The 22,181-nt window shown below is 62.5% G+C and carries 21 protein-coding genes and 1 tRNA gene; 9 read left to right on the forward strand and 13 right to left on the reverse strand.

Features of this window, described 5'->3' with window-relative positions; all coding sequences use genetic code 11:
* Window positions 1–83: 83 nt before the first annotated feature.
* The 6 genes from ACODR6_RS25055 to ACODR6_RS25080 all read right to left on the reverse strand — a co-directional run bounded on the left by ACODR6_RS25055 (window position 84) and on the right by ACODR6_RS25080 (window position 4,580).
* On the reverse strand, window positions 84–569 hold the full coding sequence (locus ACODR6_RS25055; protein ID WP_489025010.1) for an arsenate-mycothiol transferase ArsC: 486 nt from the start codon (window positions 567–569) through the stop codon (window positions 84–86).
* Window positions 566–1,039, reverse strand: coding sequence for a UPF0262 family protein (locus ACODR6_RS25060; protein WP_112713396.1), 474 nt, complete (start codon window positions 1,037–1,039; stop codon window positions 566–568). Before ACODR6_RS25060 ends, ACODR6_RS25055 begins: the two co-directional genes overlap by 4 nt.
* Before the next feature lie 3 nt (window positions 1,040–1,042).
* On the reverse strand, window positions 1,043–2,341 hold the full coding sequence (gene hisD, locus ACODR6_RS25065) for a histidinol dehydrogenase (protein WP_489025012.1): 1,299 nt from the start codon (window positions 2,339–2,341) through the stop codon (window positions 1,043–1,045).
* Window positions 2,342–2,394: 53 nt separating this feature from the next.
* Window positions 2,395–2,832, reverse strand: a complete 438-nt coding sequence (locus tag ACODR6_RS25070; RefSeq protein ID WP_112713398.1) for a DUF2948 family protein — start codon at window positions 2,830–2,832, stop codon at window positions 2,395–2,397.
* Window positions 2,833–2,986: 154 nt separating this feature from the next.
* Window positions 2,987–4,279 (reverse strand): UDP-N-acetylglucosamine 1-carboxyvinyltransferase, encoded by a 1,293-nt coding sequence (gene murA, locus ACODR6_RS25075; RefSeq protein WP_413710971.1) that lies wholly within the window; start codon window positions 4,277–4,279, stop codon window positions 2,987–2,989.
* A 106-nt stretch (window positions 4,280–4,385) separates the two neighbouring features.
* Window positions 4,386–4,580 carry a hypothetical protein gene (locus ACODR6_RS25080; protein ID WP_130279080.1) on the reverse strand — a complete coding sequence of 65 codons (195 nt, stop codon included), beginning with the start codon at window positions 4,578–4,580 and terminating at the stop codon, window positions 4,386–4,388.
* Window positions 4,581–4,734: 154 nt separating this feature from the next.
* Here ACODR6_RS25080 and ACODR6_RS25085 point away from each other — a divergent pair.
* The 3 genes from ACODR6_RS25085 (at window position 4,735) to ACODR6_RS25095 (ending at window position 5,637) form a co-directional block, all read left to right on the forward strand.
* Window positions 4,735–4,809, forward strand: a tRNA-Thr gene (locus ACODR6_RS25085).
* 202 nt (window positions 4,810–5,011) lie between these two features.
* Window positions 5,012–5,179 carry a Thivi_2564 family membrane protein gene (locus tag ACODR6_RS25090; RefSeq protein WP_489025014.1) on the forward strand — a complete coding sequence of 56 codons (168 nt, stop codon included), beginning with the start codon at window positions 5,012–5,014 and terminating at the stop codon, window positions 5,177–5,179.
* A gap of 215 nt (window positions 5,180–5,394) precedes the next feature.
* Window positions 5,395–5,637 carry a DUF982 domain-containing protein gene (locus ACODR6_RS25095; protein ID WP_199626167.1) on the forward strand — a complete coding sequence of 81 codons (243 nt, stop codon included), beginning with the start codon at window positions 5,395–5,397 and terminating at the stop codon, window positions 5,635–5,637.
* 315 nt (window positions 5,638–5,952) lie between these two features.
* On the opposite strand, the gene ACODR6_RS25100 is transcribed toward ACODR6_RS25095, so the two are convergent.
* The gene (locus ACODR6_RS25100) at window positions 5,953–6,219 is read right to left on the reverse strand and encodes a hypothetical protein (RefSeq protein WP_112713410.1); all 267 of its coding nucleotides are present in this window, start codon (window positions 6,217–6,219) and stop codon (window positions 5,953–5,955) included.
* Window positions 6,220–6,381: 162 nt separating this feature from the next.
* Between ACODR6_RS25100 and ACODR6_RS25105 the strand changes: the two genes are divergently transcribed.
* The 3 genes from ACODR6_RS25105 (at window position 6,382) to ACODR6_RS25115 (ending at window position 9,037) form a co-directional block, all read left to right on the forward strand.
* Complete coding sequence (locus tag ACODR6_RS25105; RefSeq protein WP_162708636.1) at window positions 6,382–6,519, forward strand: hypothetical protein; 138 nt, start codon at window positions 6,382–6,384, stop codon at window positions 6,517–6,519.
* A 136-nt stretch (window positions 6,520–6,655) separates the two neighbouring features.
* Window positions 6,656–6,886 carry a hypothetical protein gene (locus ACODR6_RS25110; protein WP_246777543.1) on the forward strand — a complete coding sequence of 77 codons (231 nt, stop codon included), beginning with the start codon at window positions 6,656–6,658 and terminating at the stop codon, window positions 6,884–6,886.
* A gap of 90 nt (window positions 6,887–6,976) precedes the next feature.
* A complete protein-coding gene (locus ACODR6_RS25115) occupies window positions 6,977–9,037 on the forward strand; it encodes an ATP-dependent helicase (protein ID WP_489025016.1) in 2,061 nt (686 codons plus the stop codon).
* Between the two features lie 6 nt (window positions 9,038–9,043).
* Here ACODR6_RS25115 and ACODR6_RS25120 read toward each other — a convergent pair whose 3' ends face one another.
* From ACODR6_RS25120 to mscL, 5 genes are all read right to left on the reverse strand, one after another.
* A complete protein-coding gene (locus ACODR6_RS25120) occupies window positions 9,044–10,102 on the reverse strand; it encodes an enoyl-CoA hydratase/isomerase family protein (RefSeq protein ID WP_489025018.1) in 1,059 nt (352 codons plus the stop codon).
* A gap of 64 nt (window positions 10,103–10,166) precedes the next feature.
* Window positions 10,167–12,140 carry a putative bifunctional diguanylate cyclase/phosphodiesterase gene (locus ACODR6_RS25125; protein ID WP_203429605.1) on the reverse strand — a complete coding sequence of 658 codons (1,974 nt, stop codon included), beginning with the start codon at window positions 12,138–12,140 and terminating at the stop codon, window positions 10,167–10,169.
* Window positions 12,141–12,251: 111 nt separating this feature from the next.
* Entirely contained in the window at window positions 12,252–13,286 is a 1,035-nt protein-coding gene (galE, locus tag ACODR6_RS25130) for a UDP-glucose 4-epimerase GalE (protein WP_489025021.1), read from the reverse strand.
* Between the two features lie 202 nt (window positions 13,287–13,488).
* Window positions 13,489–14,655 carry a pyridoxal phosphate-dependent aminotransferase gene (locus tag ACODR6_RS25135; RefSeq protein ID WP_449098380.1) on the reverse strand — a complete coding sequence of 389 codons (1,167 nt, stop codon included), beginning with the start codon at window positions 14,653–14,655 and terminating at the stop codon, window positions 13,489–13,491.
* 126 nt (window positions 14,656–14,781) lie between these two features.
* Window positions 14,782–15,213, reverse strand: coding sequence for a large conductance mechanosensitive channel protein MscL (gene mscL, locus ACODR6_RS25140; RefSeq protein ID WP_112713422.1), 432 nt, complete (start codon window positions 15,211–15,213; stop codon window positions 14,782–14,784).
* 214 nt (window positions 15,214–15,427) lie between these two features.
* Between mscL and ACODR6_RS25145 the strand changes: the two genes are divergently transcribed.
* Window positions 15,428–18,925 carry a hybrid sensor histidine kinase/response regulator gene (locus ACODR6_RS25145; protein WP_489025023.1) on the forward strand — a complete coding sequence of 1,166 codons (3,498 nt, stop codon included), beginning with the start codon at window positions 15,428–15,430 and terminating at the stop codon, window positions 18,923–18,925.
* Here the strand turns inward: ACODR6_RS25145 and ACODR6_RS25150 are convergent.
* On the reverse strand, window positions 18,885–19,472 hold the full coding sequence (locus ACODR6_RS25150) for a TetR/AcrR family transcriptional regulator (RefSeq protein ID WP_489025025.1): 588 nt from the start codon (window positions 19,470–19,472) through the stop codon (window positions 18,885–18,887). The genes ACODR6_RS25145 and ACODR6_RS25150 overlap by 41 nt on opposite strands.
* Before the next feature lie 139 nt (window positions 19,473–19,611).
* Here ACODR6_RS25150 and ACODR6_RS25155 point away from each other — a divergent pair, with 139 nt between their 5' ends.
* Together ACODR6_RS25155 and ACODR6_RS25160 are read left to right on the forward strand one after the other, a co-directional pair.
* Window positions 19,612–20,817 carry an MFS transporter gene (locus tag ACODR6_RS25155; protein ID WP_489025027.1) on the forward strand — a complete coding sequence of 402 codons (1,206 nt, stop codon included), beginning with the start codon at window positions 19,612–19,614 and terminating at the stop codon, window positions 20,815–20,817.
* A 152-nt stretch (window positions 20,818–20,969) separates the two neighbouring features.
* Complete coding sequence (locus tag ACODR6_RS25160; RefSeq protein WP_489025029.1) at window positions 20,970–22,181, forward strand: glycosyltransferase family 4 protein; 1,212 nt, start codon at window positions 20,970–20,972, stop codon at window positions 22,179–22,181.

Below are 22,181 nucleotides of genomic sequence, written 5' to 3' on the forward strand. Positions count from 1 at the left end.
CTGGGCCGCCTCAAAATTTGCGCGGAAACTACACAATCAAGGGTCATTTGTGAACCTAATTGATTGGGCTTTCTTCCTTTTGTTCACGCCGACTGCGCGGCGATGCCACTTCGCCTGAGTAGCCGGCTCTCGATCAGCGCCGATATGTGATCCCGCACCTCTCTATAGGCATCGAGAATCTGGTCGCGACTACCGGTTTCGCCGGTCGGATCCATGGTCGGCCAATACATCACTTCAACGGCGTTGGCGCGCGTCAGTTCCAGAGCGGCGTGGTGGGCCTGCGGCGACAGCGTGATGATGAGATCGAAATAATCGTCTTCGAGCTCGTCCAGCGTCTTCGGCAGGTGGCGGCCGAGCGACAGGCCGATCTCCTCGAGCACCGTATCGACGAAGGGATCGCGCTCGCCGGCGCGAACGCCTGCAGAGCGTATATAGGCATTTGACGGCAGCACACTGCGGGCAATCGCTTCGGCCATCGGCGAGCGGATGGCGTTCATGCCGCACATGAAGAGGATCGCGCCCGGGGCCTTGCCTTCTGCGGTGAGCGGAGCGGGCTCCATCCCGGTCATCCGCGCCAGTAGAGCACGCAGACCAGCGTGAAGATGCGGCGCGCCGTGTCGAAATCGACGTCGATCTTGCCCTTCAGCCTGTCCTTCAGCGTCTGCGAGCCCTCGTTATGGATGCCGCGGCGGCCCATATCGATCGCCTCGATGCGACTGGGCGAGGCCGAGCGGATCGCTTCGTAATAGCTCTCGCAGATCATGAAGTAGTCCTTCACGATGCGACGGAACGGCGTCAGCGAGAGGATATGAGTCGCGACATCGCCGCCCTCCTCCGTCTTGATGACGAAGACCAGCTTGCTATCGACAAGCGAGATGTTGAGCTTGTACGGCCCGCCCGGGTGACCGGCAGGCTCGAAGGTGTTTTCCTCGATCAGATCGAAGATCGCGACGGCGCGCTCGTGTTCGACATCGGGCGTCGAACGGCCGATCGTGTCGTCGAGGACGACATCAGAAAGCCGGAAGTCGCCCTTCGCCATGCCTCACCTTTCGAGATTGAGGCGGATCGCGACCGATCGCGCGTGGGCATCGAGGCCTTCGGAAACCGCAAGCGCGATCGCCGCCGGGCCGAGCTCGCGCAGCTGCTGCGGGCCGAGGCGCAGGATCGAGGTGCGCTTGACGAAATCGAGAACCGAGAGGCCGGAAGAGAAGCGCGCCGAACGCGCCGTCGGCAGAACGTGGTTCGAGCCGCCGACATAATCGCCGATCACTTCAGGCGTATGCGCGCCGATGAAGATCGCACCGGCATTGCGGATGCCATCGAGCAGCGCGTCCGGATCTGCGGTTGCGAGCTCCAGATGCTCGGGCGCGATGCGGTTTGCGAGCGGGACGGCGTCCTTCAGGTCCTTGACGAGGATGATCGCGCCGAAATCGCGCCAGCTGGCGGCAGCGGTCTCGGCGCGGTTCAGCGTCTTCAACTGGCGCTCGACGGCGGCTTCGACGGCCTTGGCGAAGTCCGCATCATCGGTGGCGAGGATCGCCTGCGAGCTCGCGTCATGTTCGGCCTGGGCCAGCAGATCGGCGGCGATCCAGTCCGGATTGTTGTCCTTGTCGGCAATAACAAGCACTTCGGAGGGGCCGGCGATCATATCGATACCAACAGTACCGAACACATGGCGCTTGGCGGCGGCGACATAGGCATTGCCGGGGCCAGTGATCTTGGCGACGGGCGCGATGGTTTCCGTGCCATAGGCAAGTGCGGCGATCGCCTGCGCGCCGCCGACACGGTAGATTTCGGAGACGCCTGCGAGCTTCGCCGCAGCCAGTACCGCCGGGTTGACGACGCCGCCGGTTGCCGGAACGGCGATGACGATGCGATCGACACCCGCGACCTTGGCCGGAACGGCATTCATCAGCACCGAACTGGGATAGCTTGCGGTACCGCCGGGAACATAGAGGCCGACGGCTTCGATTGCCGTCCAGCGCGAACCGAGGCCGACGCCCATGGCGTCTTCGTAAATATCGTCTTTCGGCAGCTGGCGGGCGTGATGGGATTCGATGCGGACGGCGGCGACCTTCAGCGCGCCCAGCACTTCGGCCGGAACTGCCTCGACGGCAGCGTCGATCTCGGCCTCGGTGACGCGCATCGGCACCTTGGCATAATCGATTCCGTCGAATTTCTTCGAATATTCAGCAAGGGCGACATCGCCGCGGGCGCGCACGTCATCGATGATGGCACGCACCGCGATGTTGACGTCTTCGGAGACCTCGCGCTTGGTCGTCAGGAACGCGGCGAAACGCTGCTCGAAACCTTCGGATGCCTGATCAAGCCAGATTGCCACGCTCAATTCCCTTCCAAACCAACGCTAAACGCCAAACAGCGCAGAAAAGATCGTTACGCGCCGGGATGGCGCGGCTTGGAGGCGGTTTCCCATGCCCCGCCGATATCTGCAAGCTGAACTTCGATGCATTCGACATCGAGAACGATCTCGGCGGCACCCGACAGCGTGATTTCGATCGTGCCTTCAGGACCCTCGCCCTTCGGCTCGAAGACGACGGAGAGAAGCGACAACACTTCGTCGCGGCGCTTGCGGTCGATGCCGGTGGAGCGGACCGCAAGAACGCGCTTGAAGACGAGGGCGGCGCGGCGGCGCTCGAAGCCCTTGCGCTTGCCATTCGCCTCTTCCCAGACGAAGCGGTTTGCCGCGAAAGCAAACTGCGCATCCTTGGGCGACCAGGCGATGTCGCCGACCTTGAAAACGGCGTCCTGCAGATGCGCGGAGACCACGGCGAGGTCTTCACTGTCGAGTGCAAGAAGCTTCAGATCGGTCATGCAGGCTGTACCCCCGGTCGATGATGCCGCATCGCCAGTATGACGATGCGCTAGACAAGGGAAATAGGACGCCGCGCGGCAATGCGCAACTCCCAAGCGGCAATGCGGCGCGGCCGCATTGCCGGGGGATAAAAGGGCGGAAACCGCCCTTCCCTTATTCGCTGACGCGCTCGACGATCGCGCCGCAGCGCGTGAGCTTTTCTTCGAGACGCTCGAAGCCGCGGTCGAGGTGATAGACACGCGACACCATGGTCTCGCCTTCAGCCGCGAGACCGGCGATGACGAGCGACACGGAGGCGCGCAGATCGGTTGCCATGACCGGTGCGCCCTTCAGGCGCGGAACGCCTTCGATCTTCGCCGTCTGGCCGGACAGCGAGATCTTGGCGCCGAGTCGGGCAAGCTCCTGCACGTGCATGAAGCGGTTTTCGAAGATGGTTTCGGTGACATGGGAGACGCCGGACGAGCGGGTCATCAGCGCCATGAACTGCGCCTGCAGGTCGGTCGGGAAGCCCGGGAAGGGATCGGTGACGACGTCGACGGGCTTGATGCCGGCGCCATTGCGCTTGATGCGCACGCCGCTATTGGTGGCCGAGACGTCGGCGCCGGCGCGGCGCAGGGTTTCGAAAGCGGTTTCGAGCAGCGCCATGTCGGTGTTTTCGAGAACGACGTCACCGCCGGTCATGGCGACAGCCATGGCATAGGTGCCGGTCTCGATACGGTCCGGCAGAACGCGGTGGCGGGCGCCGGAGAGCGACTGAACGCCTTCGATGGTGATGGTCGAGGTGCCGGCACCGGTGATCTTGGCGCCCATGGCGATCAGGCAGTTGGCGAGATCGACGACTTCGGGCTCGCGGGCGGCATTGCCGATCACCGTCGTGCCGCGGGCAAGCGTTGCCGCCATCATCATGACGTGGGTGGCGCCGACGGAAACCTTCGGGAAGGTGTACTTGGCGCCGATCAGGCCGCCCTTCGGGGCTGTGGCGTTGATATAGCCGCCATCGATCTCGAGATTGGCGCCGAGCGCCGTCAGGCCCTCAAGGAAGAGATCGACCGGACGCGTGCCGATGGCGCAACCGCCCGGCAGCGAAACGCGGCACTGTCCCTCGCGCGCCAGAAGCGGACCGATGACCCAGAAGGATGCGCGCATCTTCGAGACCAGCTCATAGGGGGCGGTCGTATCGACGATGGTGCGGCAGGTGAAATGGATCGTGCGGGAATAGGCATCGTCCTGGCGCTCGCGGCGGCCATTGACGGCAACGTCGACGCCATGATTGCCGAGAATGCGCATGAGCAGCTCGACATCGGCCAGATGCGGCACGTTTTCGAGGGTCAGCGTGTCGCTGGTCAAGAGCGAGGCGATCATCAGCGGCAGTGCGGCATTCTTGGCGCCGGAAATCGGGATGATGCCATTCAGCTCATTCCCGCCGACAATTCTGATACGATCCATGGGGGCTTACGGGCTGCGCCCGCCTTTCCTGAAAGTTCTGCCTTTAAAAGGGATGGGGGTCTTTAGACGAATTCCCGCGACGCTTCAATTCGCCGCGGAGCCAACATTACGATTCGTCCATTTTTGCGGCAGGCAGGCCGATCGTCTGATCTGCCTCGCCGGAACGGCGCGCCCGGGTCTGCTGTTTGCGCCGGGAAAGATTTTCCCGAAGTTTTTCTGCAGCCCGCTCCCGCCGGAGCCGGGCCTGCTCTTCGATCGCCGCCTTGCGGCCGTTTACAGGCTTTTCGCTATTGTCTTCCATGTGTTCTGCTTACCGGATTCCCGCCCTTGTCAAAAGAGCTTCGTCGTTAATCCACGCGAAGTTGGAAATTGCGGCTTGCGCTTGTCAAGAACCTGTGGCAATAGGCGCCCCGTCCACGCAACACAGCCCAACGGCTCGAAGCGTTCCTGGTCCTGCTGCCGTAGCTCAGTGGTAGAGCACACCCTTGGTAAGGGTGAGGTCGGTGGTTCAATCCCACTCGGCAGCACCAGTTTTCATCATATAATCTACGCGGTTTCCTGTTCATACCCGCCGTCCAATATTGGACTAGCATGTGCCGACACCAGCATGAATGACGGCATCGCACCAGCGAGGCAACTTATCAAGTTTCAGGCCTCCCCCTTTTCTTTGACTTGCTGTCCCATAGTTAACTCCCTGTCGCCGAAAGGCTTTTTTGATAGGAGTGGGGATAAATGGGTGCTTCGATACTGATCGGTATTCTGATCACGTTTCTCGTCATCATTCTCGTATTGTACTTAGTTCAACGCCTGCCGATCGATGGCCGCACACGTCAGATCGTGCAGATTATCGTGATCATCATCGGTATCGTGTCGCTGCTGAAATATCTCGCAATCTGGTAAAGTATTGAAGGCCCGGCTTCCGCCGGGCCAATTACCAAGGTGCTGCACGACCTGATCGCTACCCCTATATGATGCATCCGTTGCATCGCCTCACCCCACACTCCCCCATTGCCCCGCCAAAATAACCCGCTAAAATACCCTCATGCAGCGGCACTGCGGGAGGAACGCGAGGGGCTGGCTGCGCGTTTTGGCGTAAACACTGGAGGAATACGCCTATGGCAACTGAAAGATGGGATAGTCCGGTCAAGGTGGGTTTCGAAGATACCGATGCCCGTACCGTGAACGGTCCGTTCGATGCATTGAAGTGCCTTGCCGATCTCTGGCCCGCCGCGCGCGGGTTGCGCTACCTCAAGGCCCGCAGTACCTGCCGTGCTGCACTCGATGGCCGCAAGACGGCCGAGGAAGCGCGGATGGAGTTCGTGGCGGCTGCGGAAGAGGCGAAGCTCAAGCTTCACTAAACGTCCCGCCGGGCGAGCCGAGCCCGCAGTCGGGCATGGCTCGCTGGCCGGAAACGGTCGCAAGGTTATGCGGACTGATATCGCTGAATGCGGTTTTGCCGGCGCCGTGCCGGAACGGGATGGCCGTTAATTTTCGCTTAACCGTGGGGGAATCTGGCGCGGGATAGCCCAAGTATTGCCGTTGCGCCCTCACGTTGTGCATCAATAGAACATCTGCAGCCATCATGATGATGGTCAGAGGCTCGTCACCCTCTGCACTATGCAGACGAGCCTCGCACAACCGATATTCTGGCAATACTTCAAGAATTTCATGCGTTAACAGCCGGCGTCGCTCTGGCTGTCCATTTCCAGATAGCCGACACCGATGATTGTTCCGTCGGGAGCGCGGATGAAGGACGGCACGTAGTGGGATTCGGGCTGCGGGCAGGCGACGGTGCCGCTATATTCGTTCAGCGCCATCTGGTCCTGCGGCAGGGCCGAGTAATAATCGACATCGGTTTCGAGAGCGGCGGATGCGGGAATGGCGAAAGCGGCACTTGCAATAAAAAGGGCTGGAACCCCCAGACGGATGCAGGTCCTCATGACTATCTCCAGCGTTGAAATCCGCCCAATCAACCCGTGAAGGGCAGCTTTGGTTCCCCGCTTTTCTTCGCACGTTTTCGTGCGCACTTGCCGGAACTTTTCGGGCAGCGGCGCTGTTCAATAAGGTTGAGAACAGCATGGCCGGACGAAGTAGAATTAATCATGAAAACACTGATGCTGATCATCATCGCGCTCATGGTCGCTTCCATTCTGAGTATCCTCGTCATCAAGCCCTTCGAACAGGGCGGCAGCCAGGACGACACGCCGCAAAAGACCATCCAGCAGCCGGAGCCTAAGTAGCGCCCCGGTCTTGCCCCCGCAAATTTCGGCGCGCTCTACTTGGCGAAGCGGATTTTTGGCGCCATATCAATGATGGGTCGAAATAGGGGCAGCTTTCATGTTCAAGGTCATCGTTCCGGTTTTCACCGCCGCCGCCATGCTGGTGGCCTGCAGCGCTGCCGATAGCGCCGGGCCAACGCCGATCCCGGGAAGCCTCACCTATGGCGGGCCGGCGCGCTCGAAGCTGACGAAGTCGCCGCCCGGCAGCTATGTCTATAACAGCTTCTACAATTCCAGCGGCCAGAAGGTGCAGGAGACCTATATCCTGCAGCCGGACCGGACATTGAAGCTGACGCGCCAGGAAGTGGTTTCAGACTTCGTTTACTGACCGCGCTTGACAGGAATCACTATCAAGAACATTCAAGGAACGTCTCATAGTCCGTGACGCCAAGCGCGCGGGCGCCAACCGGACGGCTGGATGTATCTCGAAAAGCTCAACCCGCAACAGCGCATGGCCGTGGAACACGGAACCCTTACCGAGGGCAGCCATGTCGCAGGCCCGCTGCTCGTCATTGCGGGCGCCGGTTCCGGCAAGACCAACACGCTGGCCCATCGCGTCGCGCATCTGATCGTCAAGGGCGCCGATCCGCGCCGCATCCTGCTGATGACCTTTTCGCGCCGGGCGGCCTCCGAGATGGCGCGGCGCGTCGAGCGCATCTGTGCCGAAGTGCTCGGCGCCAATTCGGGCATCATGGCGGATGCGCTGGCCTGGAGCGGCACCTTCCACGGCATCGGCGCGCGGTTGCTGCGCGATTATGCCGAGCAGATCGGCGTCGATCCGGCCTTCACGATCCACGACCGGGAAGACAGCGCCGACCTGATGAACATCGTGCGCCACGATCTCGGTTTCTCGAAGACCGAGAACCGCTTTCCGACCAAGGGCACATGCCTGGCGATCTATTCGCGCGTCGTCAATTCCGAAGGCGAGCTGCCGCTCGTCTTGCGCGATGCCTTTCCCTGGTGCGCGACCTGGGAGCACCAACTGCGCGAACTCTTCGGCGCCTATGTCGAGGCCAAGCAGGCGCAGAATGTTCTCGATTACGACGACCTGCTGCTCTACTGGGCGCAGATGGTGGCCGAGCCGATGATTGCCGAGGATATCGGCAGCCGCTTCGACCATGTGCTCGTCGACGAATATCAGGATACCAACCGGCTGCAGTCCTCGATCCTGCTGGCGCTGAAGCCGGATGGGCAGGGACTGACCGTCGTCGGCGACGATGCACAGTCGATCTATTCCTTCCGCGCCGCAACGGTACGCAACATTCTCGACTTTCCGGCCTCGTTCACGCCAGCCGCCAATATCGTCACGCTCGACCGCAATTACCGCTCGACGCAGCCGATCCTCGCCGCCGCCAATGCGGTCATCGATCTCGCCTCGGAACGCTTCACCAAGAACCTCTGGACGGAGCGGCAGTCTGCCGAGCGGCCGCGCCTCGTCACCGTGCGCGACGAGGCGGATCAGGCGCGCTTCGTTGCCGACAAGGTGCTGGAGAACCGCGAAGAAGGCGTGAAGCTGAAGAGCCAGGCGGTGCTGTTTCGCGCCTCGCATCACAGCGGCGCGTTGGAAGTGGAGCTCACCCGGCGGAACATTCCCTTCGTCAAATTCGGCGGGCTGAAGTTTCTGGACAGCGCCCATGTGAAGGACATGCTGGCCGCACTGCGCTTTGCGCTCAATCCGCGCGATCGCGTCGCCGGCTTCCGGCTGATGCAGATCCTGCCCGGTGTCGGGCCCTCGACGGCGCAGAAGACGCTGGATCATATGGCGGCCGATCCGAGCCCGATTCAAGCGCTTGCCGAACTGGCCGCACCGCCGCGTTCCGGCGATGACTGGACGGCCTTCGTGTCCGTGATGCAGGAGCTGAAGACCGGCAAGGCGGGATGGCCGGCCGAGATCGGGCTCGTGCGGGAATGGTACCAGCCGCATCTGGAACGGCTGCATGAGGACGCCTCGACGCGCCAGGCCGACCTGCTACAGCTCGAGCAGATCGCCGCAGGCTATCCTTCCCGCGAGCGCTTCCTGACGGAGCTGACGCTCGATCCGCCGGATGCGACCAGCGATCAGGCCGGGGTACCGCTGCTGGACGAGGATTATCTGATCCTCTCCACCATCCATTCGGCCAAGGGGCAGGAATGGACCAAGGTGTTCATGCTGAACGTCGTGGACGGCTGCATTCCCTCCGACCTCGCTGTCGGCACCAGCGCCGAAATCGAGGAGGAGCGGCGGCTCCTCTATGTCGCGATGACGCGGGCGAAGGACAATCTCGATCTCGTCGTGCCGCAGCGCTTCTTCACCCATGGGCAGAATGCCCAGGGCGACCGTCACGTCTATGCTGCCCGCACCCGCTTCATCCCGGCGACGCTTCTGCAGTTCTTCGAAGTCTGCGGCTGGCAACAGGCCAAGGCCGAGACGGCGGCCAGCCAGCACGCGCGTCAGGTGCGGATCGATGTGGGCGCGCGCATGCGCGGCATGTGGCGCTAGGACCGCCTAAAGCGCCAGAGGTTTGACACTGCCGAAAAACGGTTCAATGGCTTCCGGGCTGACGGCGGCAAGTTCGGCCGGTTTCCATTTCGGATTGCGGTCCTTGTCGATGACGGCGGCGCGCACACCTTCGTAGAAATCCGGTGCCTTCAGGATCTGCATGCAGGCGGCGAGCTCGCGGTTCAGGCATTCGGCGAGATCGGCACTCGCTCTTCCCTGTCGCAGCAGCCTCAGCGTCACCTTGAGGCTGGTCGGCGAGCGCTTGAGGATGGTGGCGCGGGTCTCGGCGGCAAACTCACCCTCCTCCGCCTCCAGGGCAGCGATAACCTCCTCGACGCTGTCGAAGCCGAAGGCGCGGTCGATCACATCGCGGTTATGCTGCAGGTGGCCGGCATGCGGGTGGATGGCGAGATGCTTCAGCAGCGCATCGACCGCGGTCGAAGACGATCCGAGCGGCATGCGGGCCAGTGCATCGATCATCTCTGGCAAGCGGCCGGAGGCGATCTTGACGTCGGCGAGACCGGCATAGAGCGCGTCGGTGGCGTTCATTTCAAGACCTGTGAGGCCAGCCCATGTGCCGGTTTCGCCCGGCATGCGCGGCAGCAGCCAAGTCGCGCCGACATCCGGGAAGTAGCCGATGCCGGTTTCCGGCATGGCAAGCCGGGTGCGCTCGGTCACGACCCGGTGGCGGCCATGCGCCGAGAGGCCGACACCGCCGCCCATGGTGATGCCATCCATGACCGCGACATAGGGTTTCGGGAAGTGGGCGATGCGATGATTGAGCGCGAACTCCTCGCGCCAGAAGGCTTCAGCATCCTCGGATCCGGAAAGACCGCTCTGATGCAGAGCGCGGATATCGCCGCCGGCGCAGAAGCCGCGCTCGCCCTCGCCTGTCACGACCACGGTTGCGACGTCAGAGTCATCCTCGAATTCGTCAAATGCAGCATCCAGCATGCGCACCATCGGCAGCGTCAAGCTGTTCAGGGCCTTGGGGCGATTGAGGCGGACAATGCCGGCGCTGCCGCGCTTTTCGATGAAGACTTCCCGGTCGCTGTTCTTGTGCATGGTGTGCCGCGCCTCCTTGATCAGCTAATCAATAGACAGGCAGGGCACTTCGTTCCAGTGGGGATCAATACGGAAGCAGCGCGTGGAGCGGTTCGTGAGCCATCGTCATGGCGTCGCGCTGGAGCGCATAGTCGATCGCGGCGTTGAGTTTCAGCGGCCTGGAGAAGTGGTAACCCTGGGCCAGCCGGACGCCCATGGCGCGCAGGCCGTCGGCGATTTCCTCGCTCTCGACACCTTCGGCGACCGAGGCGATGCCGAGGTTCTGGCAGAGATTGGCGACCGAGCGGGTGATGTTCATCGAGCGGACATCGCGATCGAAATTCATCACGAAGGTCTTGTCGATCTTCAGCTTGTCGAAGGCCAGGCGGTGGATATGGCTGAGGCTTGAGAAGCCGGTGCCGAAATCATCGAGCGCGATCGAAATGCCGGCGGCGCGCAGCAGGCCGATCACCTGGTCGGCGGTATCGAAGTCCGACAGCAGCGCCGTCTCGGTGATTTCGAACTCGATGCGTTTCGGATCGACGCCGGAGCGGTGGATCATCGCGAGCAGGTTCATCGAGGTCTCGTGGTCGCAGATGTCGCGGGCCGAGAGATTGAACGACAGGCAGAGATGATCGGGGATTTGCTTCAGCGCATCGAGCGCCTGGCCGAACAGCACGCGGGTCATGCGGCCGATGACGGCGGTGCGCTCGGCGGCGGGGATGAAGGCATCCGGGCTGATGCGGCCGAAGCGGGCGCTATCCCAGCGCGCAAGCGCCTCATAGCCGACAACACGGCCGCTCTTCAGCTCGATGATCGGCTGGTATTCCAACGACAATTCGCTGGAGAAATCGTTGGCCTGCAGTTCGAGCTCGATCTGATAGCGCTGGTTGAGGATCTTCTCGTGCTCCGAAGAGAAGAACTCGACGCCGCCGCGGCGCTTGCTCTTGACCTGATAGAGGGCGAAGTCCGCCTTCTCATAGAGGTCTTCGGCGGTGGAATCGCGATCCTCGGGATAGACGATGCCGCAGGAGGCCGACACCCGGACCGAGCCATCGGGGATTTCGAAGGCTTCGTGCACGGAGGCGCAGAGGGCGTGGCCGAGATCGGCGACATCCTTGCGGCTGATGCCCTGCGGGAAGATGAGGCCGAATTCGTCGCCGCCGAGACGCGAGACGACCGCTTCGCTGCCGGCAAGCGCGGCAAAGCGGCGGGCGGTTTCCTTCAGCACGAGATCGCCTGCCGAATGGCCGAAGACGTCGTTGACCGGCTTGAAGCCGTCGAGATCGATGATGCCGATGACAGGCGGCTCGTTCGGGTTCTGCTGCAGCAGACGCTCGAGCGACAGGAAGAAGCTGCGGCGGTTGGCAAGGCCGGTCAGCTGGTCCTGCAGCGCGTTGCGGCTGTTCACGAGATTGAGCTCTTCGGCTTCGGCCTGCTTCTTTTCCAGCTCCTCGGTCATCTGCACGAGACCGGCGAAGTTCTGGAAGTAGCTGTTGATCACCCTGAGGAACGGCAGGATCAGGAACAGGCCGCTAACGGCAGTGGCGATGAAAACCGGATTGCCCGAGGACAGGAAGGTCAGCGCCATCGCGGTGAAAGTGATGACGGTGGTGATTGCAGCCGCGATCGGCAGGTGCATGAGACAGAAGATGCAGGAAATGCCGGTCACGACGAGGAAGTAGGCGATCTGGCCCTGCTGAAACGCATTGCCATAGCTATAGAGCGCCACTGCCCAGAAGCCGAAGGCAACCGTCAGGATGCACGAGCCGACGATCGTGAAGCGCATCAGCTTGTAAGCGCGCTCGGGGGTGACGTTTTCCTTGCCGTTGATTTCCCACCAACAGAGACGGAAGAGGCAGACGACGCTGAGGCCGGTCGGAATATAGAGCGCCAGCCAGAGCGGCGCGGTCTTGATATGGGTGATCGCGACGGAGAGCGCGTTGATGATCAGCAGGACATAGAGAATCGGGATCTGTGTCGACAGAGCCTGAAACTGTGCCATCAAGAACTTCGGGTTGTCTTTTTGCAGCCGTAGCGAAGCGATGAAGCTTTTCATTGTCCCTTTTCCCTTGGCTACAGAACAGCCAGAGAAAGCTTGATTTTTTCTTAGTTTCGCTGTTTTCGCACGGCTATCCCGCCGCGGATGGTAAATGCCGTGTTAGCGCGATCAGAACGACGCGGCAGCCAGTTCGCGGTAGATGCCCTGCAGATCGCCGACGCGGCGATGCATCAGCTCCAGTTCCCAGTCGAGCGCGCTGCGCACGATGGTTTCGAGCGCATCATGCTGCGGCACCCAGCCGAGCACGCGGCGCGCCAAGGTTGCGTCGGCGACGACACTCGCGGAATCGCCGGGGCGGCGTGGTGCCATGTGGATCTTGAAGGAGTGGCCGTGAACGCGGGTCACCATGTTCAGAACGTCGAGAACCGAATAGCCGAAACCATAGCCGCAATTGGCGACCAGCGAGCCCTTGCCTTGGCGCAGGTGCTGCAGCGCCTTCAGGTGCGCATCGGCGAGATCGGTGACGTGGATATAGTCGCGCACGCCGGTGCCGTCATGGGTCGGGTAATCGACGCCGTAGACGCTGACGCCGTCGCGCTTGCCGAGAGCGGCTTCGCAGGCGACCTTGATCAGATGCGTGGCGCCATTGGTGGACTGGCCGGCGCGGCCCTGCGGGTCGGCTCCGGCGACGTTGAAATAGCGCAGTGCCACATAGTTGAAATCATAGGCTGCAGCGGCATCGCGCAGCATGAACTCGGTCATCAGCTTCGACTGGCCGTAGGGATTTTCAGGATTGAGGGTCGCGGTTTCCTTGACCGGATCCGACGTCTTCTGCGGGCCATAGACGGCAGCGGTCGACGAGAAGACGAAATGGCGGACACCGGCGTCGATCGAGGCGCTTAGCAGCGCGCGGGTCTTGCCGGAATTGTTGTCGTAATAGGAGAGCGGATCGGCGACCGACACCGGCACGACGGCCGAACCGGCGAAATGGATGATCGCCTCGATATCGTTCTCGATGAAGATGGTCCGCAGGATCTCGGGGTCTGCGACATCGCCGAGGTAGAAGCGAGCCGCCGGCGCCACCGCCCAGCGGAAGCCCGTCGACAGGCGGTCTAGAACGACGACGTCCTCACCTGCCTCCAGCAGTGTCCAGACCATATGGCTGCCGATATAGCCAGCACCGCCCGTCACCAAGATTGCCATGTCCCGCATTCCCTGTTTTGTCGCACAGGGGCATCAGACGGATTTTCCCTTTCGGATTTTCTTATCAAAGGCCCGTTTTGGGCCGTTCCGGCGGGTAAGTTTGCGGGTGTGGTTAGAGGCCGATTTCGGCTTTCGCTACAATTTTATCGAACCGGCCGAATCCGGGGCAGATGCCCGGCTGAAGGAGCCGGGCATGCGGTATTCAGCGGCTCATGATGTAGTCGCAAAGACGCTCGGCGGCGATGCGCACCTGAGCCGGATCGCGCAGGAAGCAGGCGCGCAGGAAGAGCTCGCCGCCAGCGCCGAAGGCCGCACCGGGCGCCAGGCCGACGCCGGTCTTGTCGACGATATCGAGCGCCGCCTTGCGGCTGTCGGTGACGCCGTCGATCTTCAGGAACGCATAGAGCGCGCCGTCCGGCTTCAAGGTCTCGACGCGATTGGTGGCAATCAGGGCGTCGCAGAGGATATCGCGGGCTTCGGTGGCCTTGCGGACGTTGGCGGCGACGAAATCGTCGCCGTGGTTGAGCGCCGCGACCGCGCCCTTCTGCATGAACTGCGCCACACCCGAGGTCGAATACTGGATCAGGTTTTCCAGCACCTGGCCGGTTTCCGGCGGGCCAACGATCCAGCCGACGCGCCAGCCGGTCATCGACCAGTTCTTCGAGAAGGAATTGACGAAGAAGATCTTGTCGCCGGGCTCCATGACATCGAAGAACGAGGGCGCGCGGCCGCCGGCATAGAAGTAACGGGCGTAGATCTCGTCGGCCATGATCCAGAGGCCGTGCTTGCGGGCGATCTCAAGGATCTGTTTCAGATCCTGCTTCGTCGCTGTCCAGCCCGTCGGGTTCGACGGCGTGTTGACGAAGAGGCCTTTGGTCTTCGGGGTGATGGCCGCTTCGATGCGGTCGAGATCGACAGCCCATGTGCCGCCTTCGAACTGCAGCTCGACACCGACAGAGCGGGCACCGGCGATTTCAAGTGCTGCCGCGATATTCGGCCAGGCGGGGGTCAGATAGACGATCTCGTCGCCGGGCGAGGTCATCGCCTGCACGGCGATCTGGATCGCCTGCATGCCCGAGCCGGTGACATAGAAATGTTCAGGAGACAGCGTCACGCCGAAGTGGCGGGCATAGTAATCCGAGAGCGCCTGGCGAAGCTCCGGGATGCCGCGCTGCCAGGTGTAGAAGGTCTCGCCGGCCGCCAGCGCATCCATCGCCGCCTTGCTGATGAAATCGGGGGTCGGCAGATCGCCCTCGCCGACCCAAAGGGGCAGCAGGCCTTCGCGGCCGCGGGCATAATTGACGACTTCGACGATCCCGCTTTCGGGTGCCGTGATGGCGCGCGGGCTGAGGCTATTGACGATCGACATGAAGGACTCCGGTTTTGGCCTTCATAGAACAAAACCCGGCGCAAATCCCAATGAGAATGCGTGATGTCACATCGATTTTCGTGATGGATTGAGCCCTGCCGGAAAGCAGGGCTCAAATGCCCCGGATCAGGCCGGGCGCTTGGCCAGGAGATCGCGGATTTCCGTGAGAAGCGCGACATCGGCCGGCGGCGGCGCAGCTTCGGCGGCCTTCTCCTCGTTGCGCTCGACCTGCTTGCGCAGCGTGTTCACGCCCTTGACCATCAGGAAGATGATCCAGGCGAGGATCATGAAGTTGATGACGACGGTGATGAAGTTACCGTAGGCGAAGACGGCGCCCTGGGCACGGGCGGCAGCCAGCGTCGGTGCATTGACAGCCGACGACAGGCCGATGAAGTAGTTGGAGAAGTCGAAGCCACCAAAGATGGCGCCAACGATAGGCATGATGATATCGTCGACAAGCGACTTGACGATACCGCCGAAAGCGCCACCGATAATGACACCGACCGCCAGGTCCATGACGTTACCGCGGGCAATAAACGCTTTGAATTCGTTGAGCATCCGATCTGTCTCCCTCTGAAGTGCTCTCACTGACAGTCCGTGCGTTAATTAGCTACATCTCCGCCACAATTATTCAATTGTTAATTTTGAATAATCACCGCTTCCTACGTCTTGGACTTAATGCCTAGATCACCCCAATTTCCAAAGTGGGGGATTTCACCTAATCTCGCTTGCATCAGGGAGAACCGGCGCATGACACGCCGGTGGAGGATCGATGCTTCCGGGTTGGGTGATCATTGCTTCTGCCTTCGGCTACATGCTTCTGCTGTTTGCCGTCGCAAGCTATGGCGACCGCAAGAGCCGCCGGCTCGGCACTCTTGAGGGCGGCTGGCCTGTTGTCTATGCGCTGAGCCTGGCGATCTACTGCACCTCCTGGACCTATTTCGGCGGCGTCGGCCTCGCCTCCCAGCACGGGCTCGAGTTCGCGGGGATTTATATCGGCCCGATCCTCGTCTTCACGCTCGGCATGCCGGTATTGAGGCGGATCATCGAACTCGCCAAGGCCGAGAAGCTCACTTCCGTCGCCGACTTCATCGCGGCGCGCTATGGGAAAAATTCAACTGTCGCGACGATCGTGGCGTTGATATCGCTGGTCGGCGTCATCCCCTATATCGCGCTGCAGCTGAAGGCGATTTCGAGCACGGTATCGGTCGTCGTCAACCCGCAGGATTACGGCATCGGCAGCGGCAATCTCTATTTCCTCGACCTGCCGCTGATCGTGACTCTGGTGCTTGCCTGCTTCGCCGTGATGTTCGGCACCCGCCACACGGATGCGACCGAACATCAGGACGGGCTGATTCTTGCGGTTTCCATGGAATCCGTCGTCAAGCTGATCGCCTTTCTGACGGCCGGGGTCTGTGTCATCTGGTTCCTGTTCGACGGGCCGATGGATCTCTGGGAGAAAAGTGCGGCGAACCCGCTGGTGACGGCGGCGCTGGAGTACCAGACGCCGATCAGCCGCTGGATCGTGCTGACGCTGCTCTCGGCCTTCGCGATCATCATGCTGCCGCGGCAATTCCATGTGACGGTCGTCGAAAACCGGACGGCGAAGCAGCTGAAGCTCGCGGGCTACCTGTTCCCGCTCTATCTCATCGCTATCAATCTCTTCGTGCTGCCTGTGGCAATCGGCGGGCTGCTGACCTTTGGCGGCGCCGGCAATGCCGACCTCTATGTGCTGTCGCTACCTCTCGCAGGCCAGATGCCGGTCGTCTCGCTGATCACCTTCATCGGCGGCTTCTCGGCGGCAACGGCGATGGTGATCGTCGATTCCGTGGCGCTGTCGATCATGGTGTCGAACGACATCATCATGCCGATCTTCCTGCGGCGGAAGCTTGCCGGGCGCGCCAGCCAGCGTGACGATTTCGCCAAGACGCTCCTCAATATCCGCCGCAGCGCGATCTTCGCCGTGCTGCTGCTTGGCTATGCCTATTACCGCTCGACCGACAGCACGGCGGGGCTCGCGTCGATCGGCCTGCTCTCCTTTGCGGCAATCGGCCAGATCGCGCCGGCACTGTTCGGCGGTCTCATCTGGCGGCGGGCAAATGCGCAGGGCGCGATCCTCGGCCTGACTTCCGGCTTCGTCATCTGGTTCTATCTGCTGTTCCTGCCCTCGCTCGGCGGGCCTGACTATTCCTATATCGCCAGCGGCTTCCTGGGCTTCCTGTTCCCCGGCACGACGGTTTTCACCGCTCCGGATGCCGATCCTCTCGTCAATGCCACGGCGATGAGCCTGCTCGTCAACACCGCCTTCTTCATCGTCGGGTCGATGACGCGCAATGCGCGGCCGCTGGAGCGCATCCAGGCGGGCATCTTCGTCAAGCGCCAGTCGCGCTCGCAGTTTGCGACGCGCGGCTGGAAGACGCGGATCAGCGTCGGCGACCTGAAGGCGGCGATTGCCCGCTATCTCGGCGAGGAGCGGATGCAGCGTTCGCTCGCGACCTATGAGCAGAGCTCCGGCCGCAAGCTCGAAGACGACCAGCCGGCCGACATGGCGCTGATCCACTTCACCGAACAGCTGCTCGGCAGCGCCATCGGCTCGTCCTCGGCACGGCTGGTGCTCTCGCTGATCCTGCAGAAGATTGAGGATGCCTCTTCTGACACCGCCTGGCTGCTCGACCAGGCGAGCGAGGCGCTGCAATATAACCAGGACATGCTGCAGACGGCGCTCTCGCAGATGGACCAGGGCATCGCCGTTTTCGACAGCTCCAACCAGCTGACGATCTGGAACCGGCGCTTCCGCCAGCTGCTGGACCTGCCCGAAGATGCCGGACGTGTCGGCTTTCCGCTGTCGGAGATCGTCGCCATTCTCGGCCAGCGCGGCGATATCGCGCCCGCCGATCTGGTGCAGACCGTTCGCCACTTCCAGACACTCGACAAGCCCTTCTCGCTGGTGCTCGGCGGCGGCGAGCGGATCATCGAAGTGCGCTCCAACGCCATGCCCGACAAGGGCATCGTCGCGACCTTCACCGATATCACCCAGCGCGTTGCCGCAGACCAGGCGCTGAAGCAGGCGAACGAGACGCTGGAGCAGCGCGTTGCCGAGCGCACCGTAGAACTGACGCGAGTGAACCACGAGCTTGGCGAAGCGCGGGCCGCCGCCGACGAGGCCAACATCGGCAAGACGCGCTTTTTCGCCGCCGCCGGCCACGACATTCTGCAGCCGTTGAATGCGGCGCGGCTCTATTCCTCGGCGCTGGTGGAGCGGATGGCGCAGTCGGACAACGGGCCGATCGTGCGCAACATCGACTCGGCGCTGGAATCCGTCGAGACCATTCTCGGCGCCGTGCTCGATATCTCGCGGCTCGATACCGGCGCCATGCGGCCGCGGCTGACGACGGTGCCGCTCTCCGACCTGCTTCAACGCATCGAGACCGACTTTGCGCCGATTGCGCGTGAGAAGAAGCTCAAGCTTACGGTCATGCCGACGACGCTGCGGGTGCGCTCCGACCCCAATCTTCTGCGCCGTCTCGTGCAGAACCTCGTCTCGAACGCGATCAAATACACCCTGACGGGCAAGGTGCTGGTCGGGGTCAGACGGCGTGGCGACAAGGTGGTGATCCAGGTGATGGATTCCGGCATCGGCATTCCGCCCTCAAAATTCCGCACCGTCTTCAAGGAATTCGCGCGTCTCGACGAAGGTGCCAAGACGGCGACCGGGCTTGGGCTTGGCCTGTCGATCGTCGATCGCATCGCCCGTGTTCTGAACCATCCGGTCGAGCTGCATTCGACGCATGGCAAGGGCACGGATTTCCGCATCGTCATGCCGCTCGACGTGACGAAGGCAGGGAGCGCGCCTGTCGCCGCCGTTACGGCTGAACGTCAGACGCAGACGCTGCGCGGTCTCAACATCCTCTGCATCGACAACGAGCCGAAGATCCTCGAGGGGATGCGGCTCCTGATATCCGGATGGGGTTGCGAGGTGCAATCGCTGGCCTCGCTTGCGGAGGTCGCCGATTTCCGCTCGGCGGCGCCCGATCTGGTTATCGCCGATTACCATCTCGACGATGGAACCGGCATTGCCGCCATTCTCGATCTCCGGCAGCGTTTCGGAGCCGAGCTCCCGGCCCTGCTGCTGACTGCCGACCGGACGCTCGAAATCCGCGCCGAGGCGGAGCGCTACGGCATTGCCGTGCAGCACAAGCCGGTGCGCCCGGCAGCGCTGCGCGCCTTCATCACGCAGATTTCAGGGCAGAAGCGGGCCGCGGCGGAATAGATTTCATCATGTCTTCCACCAGTGCCGAGACGCGCTCCGGCCCTAGGGACGTGTCGAAGAGGATGCGGTAGATGATCGGCGCGACGACCCGATCCAGCACATGCTCGATATCCGGAAAAGCCTCGCCGCGGCGGGCGGCGCGGGCGGCGATCACGCCGATCTGCTGGCGGGTGAAATCGCAGCATTGCTGCGCGCCCGCGGCCTCGATGGAGGCAAGCGTATCGCGGATCATCTGGCGTCCGGGGCCGGAGGCCATTTCCTCGGCATATTGCTCCGCCCATTGCTGCAGGTCGCGCTGGGCATTGCCGGTGTCGACCGGCTGCATGTCCGGCCGCAGGCGCTCGACGGCGACGTCTGCCAGCAGTTCGCGCAGATCGCCCCAGCGGCGGTAGATCGTCGAGGGCGTGACGCCGGCCTCGGTGGCAATCAGCGGCACGGTGATCTCGGCGCGATCCATCTTTGCCAGGAGATCCTGCACGGCCTTGTGCACCGATGCCTGAACCCTTGCGCTTCTGCCGCCCGGACGCGGGCCTTCCCTGCCTGCCATCTCTCTTACCCTGCCTTTCCTGCCCCGGCGCCGATGGTTCAACGATTCTCATAGAGCCATAAACGCAAATTATTTGCTTTTGGCATCGCACCGCCCTACATGAGGCAAACGCAACGATTTAGCTTTAAGGGGTATATAGATGGTCTCGGATCGCAAATCCAGTGAAGCGGATGCCGCAGCCCGCAATCCGATCGCCTTTCATGCCGTGACGCTTGCCACCTTCTTCGGCGCGTCGGCGGCGCCGACGCCGCTCTATCGCATCTATCAGGAGAGCTTCTCCGTCTCGCCGGTGATGATCACCGTCGTCTTCGCCGTCTATGCCTTCGCGCTGCTGACGGCGCTGTTGATTGCCGGTTCGATTTCCGACCATCTCGGCCGCAAGCCGGTGATCTTTACGGCGCTCATGCTGGAGATCGCCGCCATGGGGTTGTTCACCGTCGCCAACGGCCCCGGCTGGCTGATCGCCGCCCGCATCGTCCAGGGCCTTGCCACCGGCATTGCCGGCGCCTCGATCGGGGCGGCACTCGTCGATGTCGACCGCGCCCGCGGGCAGCTCGTCAATTCGCTGGCGCCGCTTTCGGGCATGGCTGTCGGCGCGATCGGCACCAGCGCGCTGATCCAATACGGCCCCTTCCCGCTGCACCTCGTCTATGCGCTGCTGCTGATCGGCTTCGCGATCCAGGCTGTCGCGATCTGGCTGACGCCGGAGACCGGCGGCAAGCGGCCGGGCATGCTCGCCTCGCTGAAACCGCGGATCGCCGTACCGCCGCAGGTAAAGCGGACGCTGGCGCTGATAACACCGATCAACATCGCCAACTGGACGCTCGGCGGCTTCTATCTGTCGCTCGTGCCCTCGCTCGTCGTCTCAACAACCGGCAGCCATGCGCCGCTGACGGGTGGCGCTGTCGTCACCGCGCTGATGATCTCCGGCGCAATCGCCGTCTATCTGCGCCGTGCGCAGGCGCCGAGGGCCAATCTTCGCTTCGGTGTTTCGGCAACGACTGCGGGTATTCTGACCGTCGTCGCGGGCGTGCATCTCGCCAATGTTCCGGTGCTGCTCGCCGGTACGCTGCTGACCGGCATCGGCTTCGGCGTCAATTTCATGGGTTCGGTCGGCTCGATCATGCCGCTTGCCAGGGCCGACGAGCGGGCCGGCCTGCTGTCTGCCTTCTACATCCAGAGCTATCTCGCCTTCAGCCTACCCGCCATTCTGGCCGGTTTCCTGGCGAAATCGATCGGCTATGCGCTGACGACGGATATCTATGGCACGGCGATCGTACTCATCAGTCTTGCCGGGCTGCTGGCCGTCATGAGGGCGGGAAAGCCAAGCGCGGCGGTTGCATAAAACGCAGCCGCCTATGCGCGCATTGGTAGGCTAATGCAAAAGGCTGAATTGCAATAGCGTGCGATCCATCGCCTCATTGAGCCGGGCAACAATCTTCTATCCTCATCGACACGGGTCCGCCCTGGGCCCCTGGCAACGCTTTGGTTTCACACATGCGCCTGATTGTCGTCAATGACGTGTCCGTTGTCCGGGGTGGCGCCACCAAGGTTGCGATCCAGTGCCTGGAGGCATGCGTCGATGCCGGGGTCAACTGCACCTTCTTCGTCGGCGACGACGGGGCGGGGCTCAAGGAATACGGGCTCGATGTGCGCACCATCGCGCTCGGCGAAAAGCCGCTGCGCGACGGCCCTGCGATCGCCAACATCTTCGACCGGCATTTCAACAAGCGGGCCTATGAGGCGCTTTCCGGCCTGCTTGCCGAATCCGCCGACGAAACCGTCGTGCATGTCCATGGCTGGAACCAGATTCTCTCGCCCTCGATCTTCCACGCGCTGTCGCAGAACAAGGCGCGCGTCATCATCACCGCCCATGATTTCTTCCTGAATTGCCCGAATGGCGGCCTCCTGAACTACAAGAGCGGCGAGATCTGCTCGGTGACGCCGATGTCGATGAGCTGCCTGACCACCAATTGCGACAAGCGCAACTATCTCCACAAGCTCTGGCGCTTCCGCCGCACACTGGCGCAGGCCGGTGTCGGCGATGCCTTCTGGGAGCGGATCGAGGTGATCCTCGCCCATGAGAACATGGAGGCCTATCTGACGCCGGGGCCGCTGAAACACTTCCAGACGCTACGCACCCCGACCGAACCGCTGACCCGCCAGCCGACCGAACCCTGGCTACGCGACCGCATCATGTTTCTCGGCCGCATGACCTGGGAAAAGGGTGTGCGGACGCTCGGCGAAGCGCTGCGGATGACCGGCCAGGCGGCGACGCTGATCGGCCGCGGGCCGCTGCTGGAAGAGATGCAGAAGACCCTGCCGCATTGCTGGGTGCCGGGCTGGCTGGATGACGCCACCGTCGCCAAGCTTGCCGGGGAAGCACGCGTCTTCATCATGCCGTCGCGGATGCCCGAGCCCTATGGGCTGGTCGCGGCCGAGGCGATCATGAGCGGCATTCCGCTGATCGTCAGCAGCAATGCGCTGATCTCGGAAGAGATCGCGGCGAATGGCGCCGGGCTGGTGTTCAAGAGCGGCGATGCCGCCTCGCTCGCCGATGCGCTCAACAAGGTCAAGAGCGACAGCCTTGTCCAGAAGCTCACCGAGGGCGCCCGCGCCTTCGGACAGAAGATCGCGCCCTCCCGCCAGGAATGGGACCAGCGGATGATCGCGATCTACACGGGGGAAAATGCCTTTCTTGCGGCCTAG

It is taken from the genome of Rhizobium sp. FG96 (assembly GCF_057808655.1).

What these genes read in the sequence shown, in the direction of transcription:
- ACODR6_RS25055 (WP_489025010.1), bottom strand. Translation starts at nt 569, where the DNA reads ATGACCGGGATGGAGCCCGCTCCGCTCACCGCAGAAGGCAAGGCCCCG.
- ACODR6_RS25060 (WP_112713396.1), bottom strand. Translation starts at nt 1,039, where the DNA reads ATGGCGAAGGGCGACTTCCGGCTTTCTGATGTCGTCCTCGACGACACG.
- ACODR6_RS25070 (WP_112713398.1), bottom strand. Translation starts at nt 2,832, where the DNA reads ATGACCGATCTGAAGCTTCTTGCACTCGACAGTGAAGACCTCGCCGTG.
- murA (WP_413710971.1), bottom strand. Translation starts at nt 4,279, where the DNA reads ATGGATCGTATCAGAATTGTCGGCGGGAATGAGCTGAATGGCATCATC.
- ACODR6_RS25080 (WP_130279080.1), bottom strand. Translation starts at nt 4,580, where the DNA reads ATGGAAGACAATAGCGAAAAGCCTGTAAACGGCCGCAAGGCGGCGATC.
- ACODR6_RS25090 (WP_489025014.1), top strand. Translation starts at nt 5,012, where the DNA reads ATGGGTGCTTCGATACTGATCGGTATTCTGATCACGTTTCTCGTCATC.
- ACODR6_RS25095 (WP_199626167.1), top strand. Translation starts at nt 5,395, where the DNA reads ATGGCAACTGAAAGATGGGATAGTCCGGTCAAGGTGGGTTTCGAAGAT.
- ACODR6_RS25100 (WP_112713410.1), bottom strand. Translation starts at nt 6,219, where the DNA reads ATGAGGACCTGCATCCGTCTGGGGGTTCCAGCCCTTTTTATTGCAAGT.
- ACODR6_RS25105 (WP_162708636.1), top strand. Translation starts at nt 6,382, where the DNA reads ATGAAAACACTGATGCTGATCATCATCGCGCTCATGGTCGCTTCCATT.
- ACODR6_RS25110 (WP_246777543.1), top strand. Translation starts at nt 6,656, where the DNA reads ATGCTGGTGGCCTGCAGCGCTGCCGATAGCGCCGGGCCAACGCCGATC.
- ACODR6_RS25115 (WP_489025016.1), top strand. Translation starts at nt 6,977, where the DNA reads ATGTATCTCGAAAAGCTCAACCCGCAACAGCGCATGGCCGTGGAACAC.
- ACODR6_RS25120 (WP_489025018.1), bottom strand. Translation starts at nt 10,102, where the DNA reads ATGCACAAGAACAGCGACCGGGAAGTCTTCATCGAAAAGCGCGGCAGC.
- ACODR6_RS25125 (WP_203429605.1), bottom strand. Translation starts at nt 12,140, where the DNA reads ATGAAAAGCTTCATCGCTTCGCTACGGCTGCAAAAAGACAACCCGAAG.
- galE (WP_489025021.1), bottom strand. Translation starts at nt 13,286, where the DNA reads ATGGCAATCTTGGTGACGGGCGGTGCTGGCTATATCGGCAGCCATATG.
- ACODR6_RS25135 (WP_449098380.1), bottom strand. Translation starts at nt 14,655, where the DNA reads ATGTCGATCGTCAATAGCCTCAGCCCGCGCGCCATCACGGCACCCGAA.
- mscL (WP_112713422.1), bottom strand. Translation starts at nt 15,213, where the DNA reads ATGCTCAACGAATTCAAAGCGTTTATTGCCCGCGGTAACGTCATGGAC.
- ACODR6_RS25145 (WP_489025023.1), top strand. Translation starts at nt 15,428, where the DNA reads ATGCTTCCGGGTTGGGTGATCATTGCTTCTGCCTTCGGCTACATGCTT.
- ACODR6_RS25150 (WP_489025025.1), bottom strand. Translation starts at nt 19,472, where the DNA reads ATGGCAGGCAGGGAAGGCCCGCGTCCGGGCGGCAGAAGCGCAAGGGTT.
- ACODR6_RS25155 (WP_489025027.1), top strand. Translation starts at nt 19,612, where the DNA reads ATGGTCTCGGATCGCAAATCCAGTGAAGCGGATGCCGCAGCCCGCAAT.
- ACODR6_RS25160 (WP_489025029.1), top strand. Translation starts at nt 20,970, where the DNA reads ATGCGCCTGATTGTCGTCAATGACGTGTCCGTTGTCCGGGGTGGCGCC.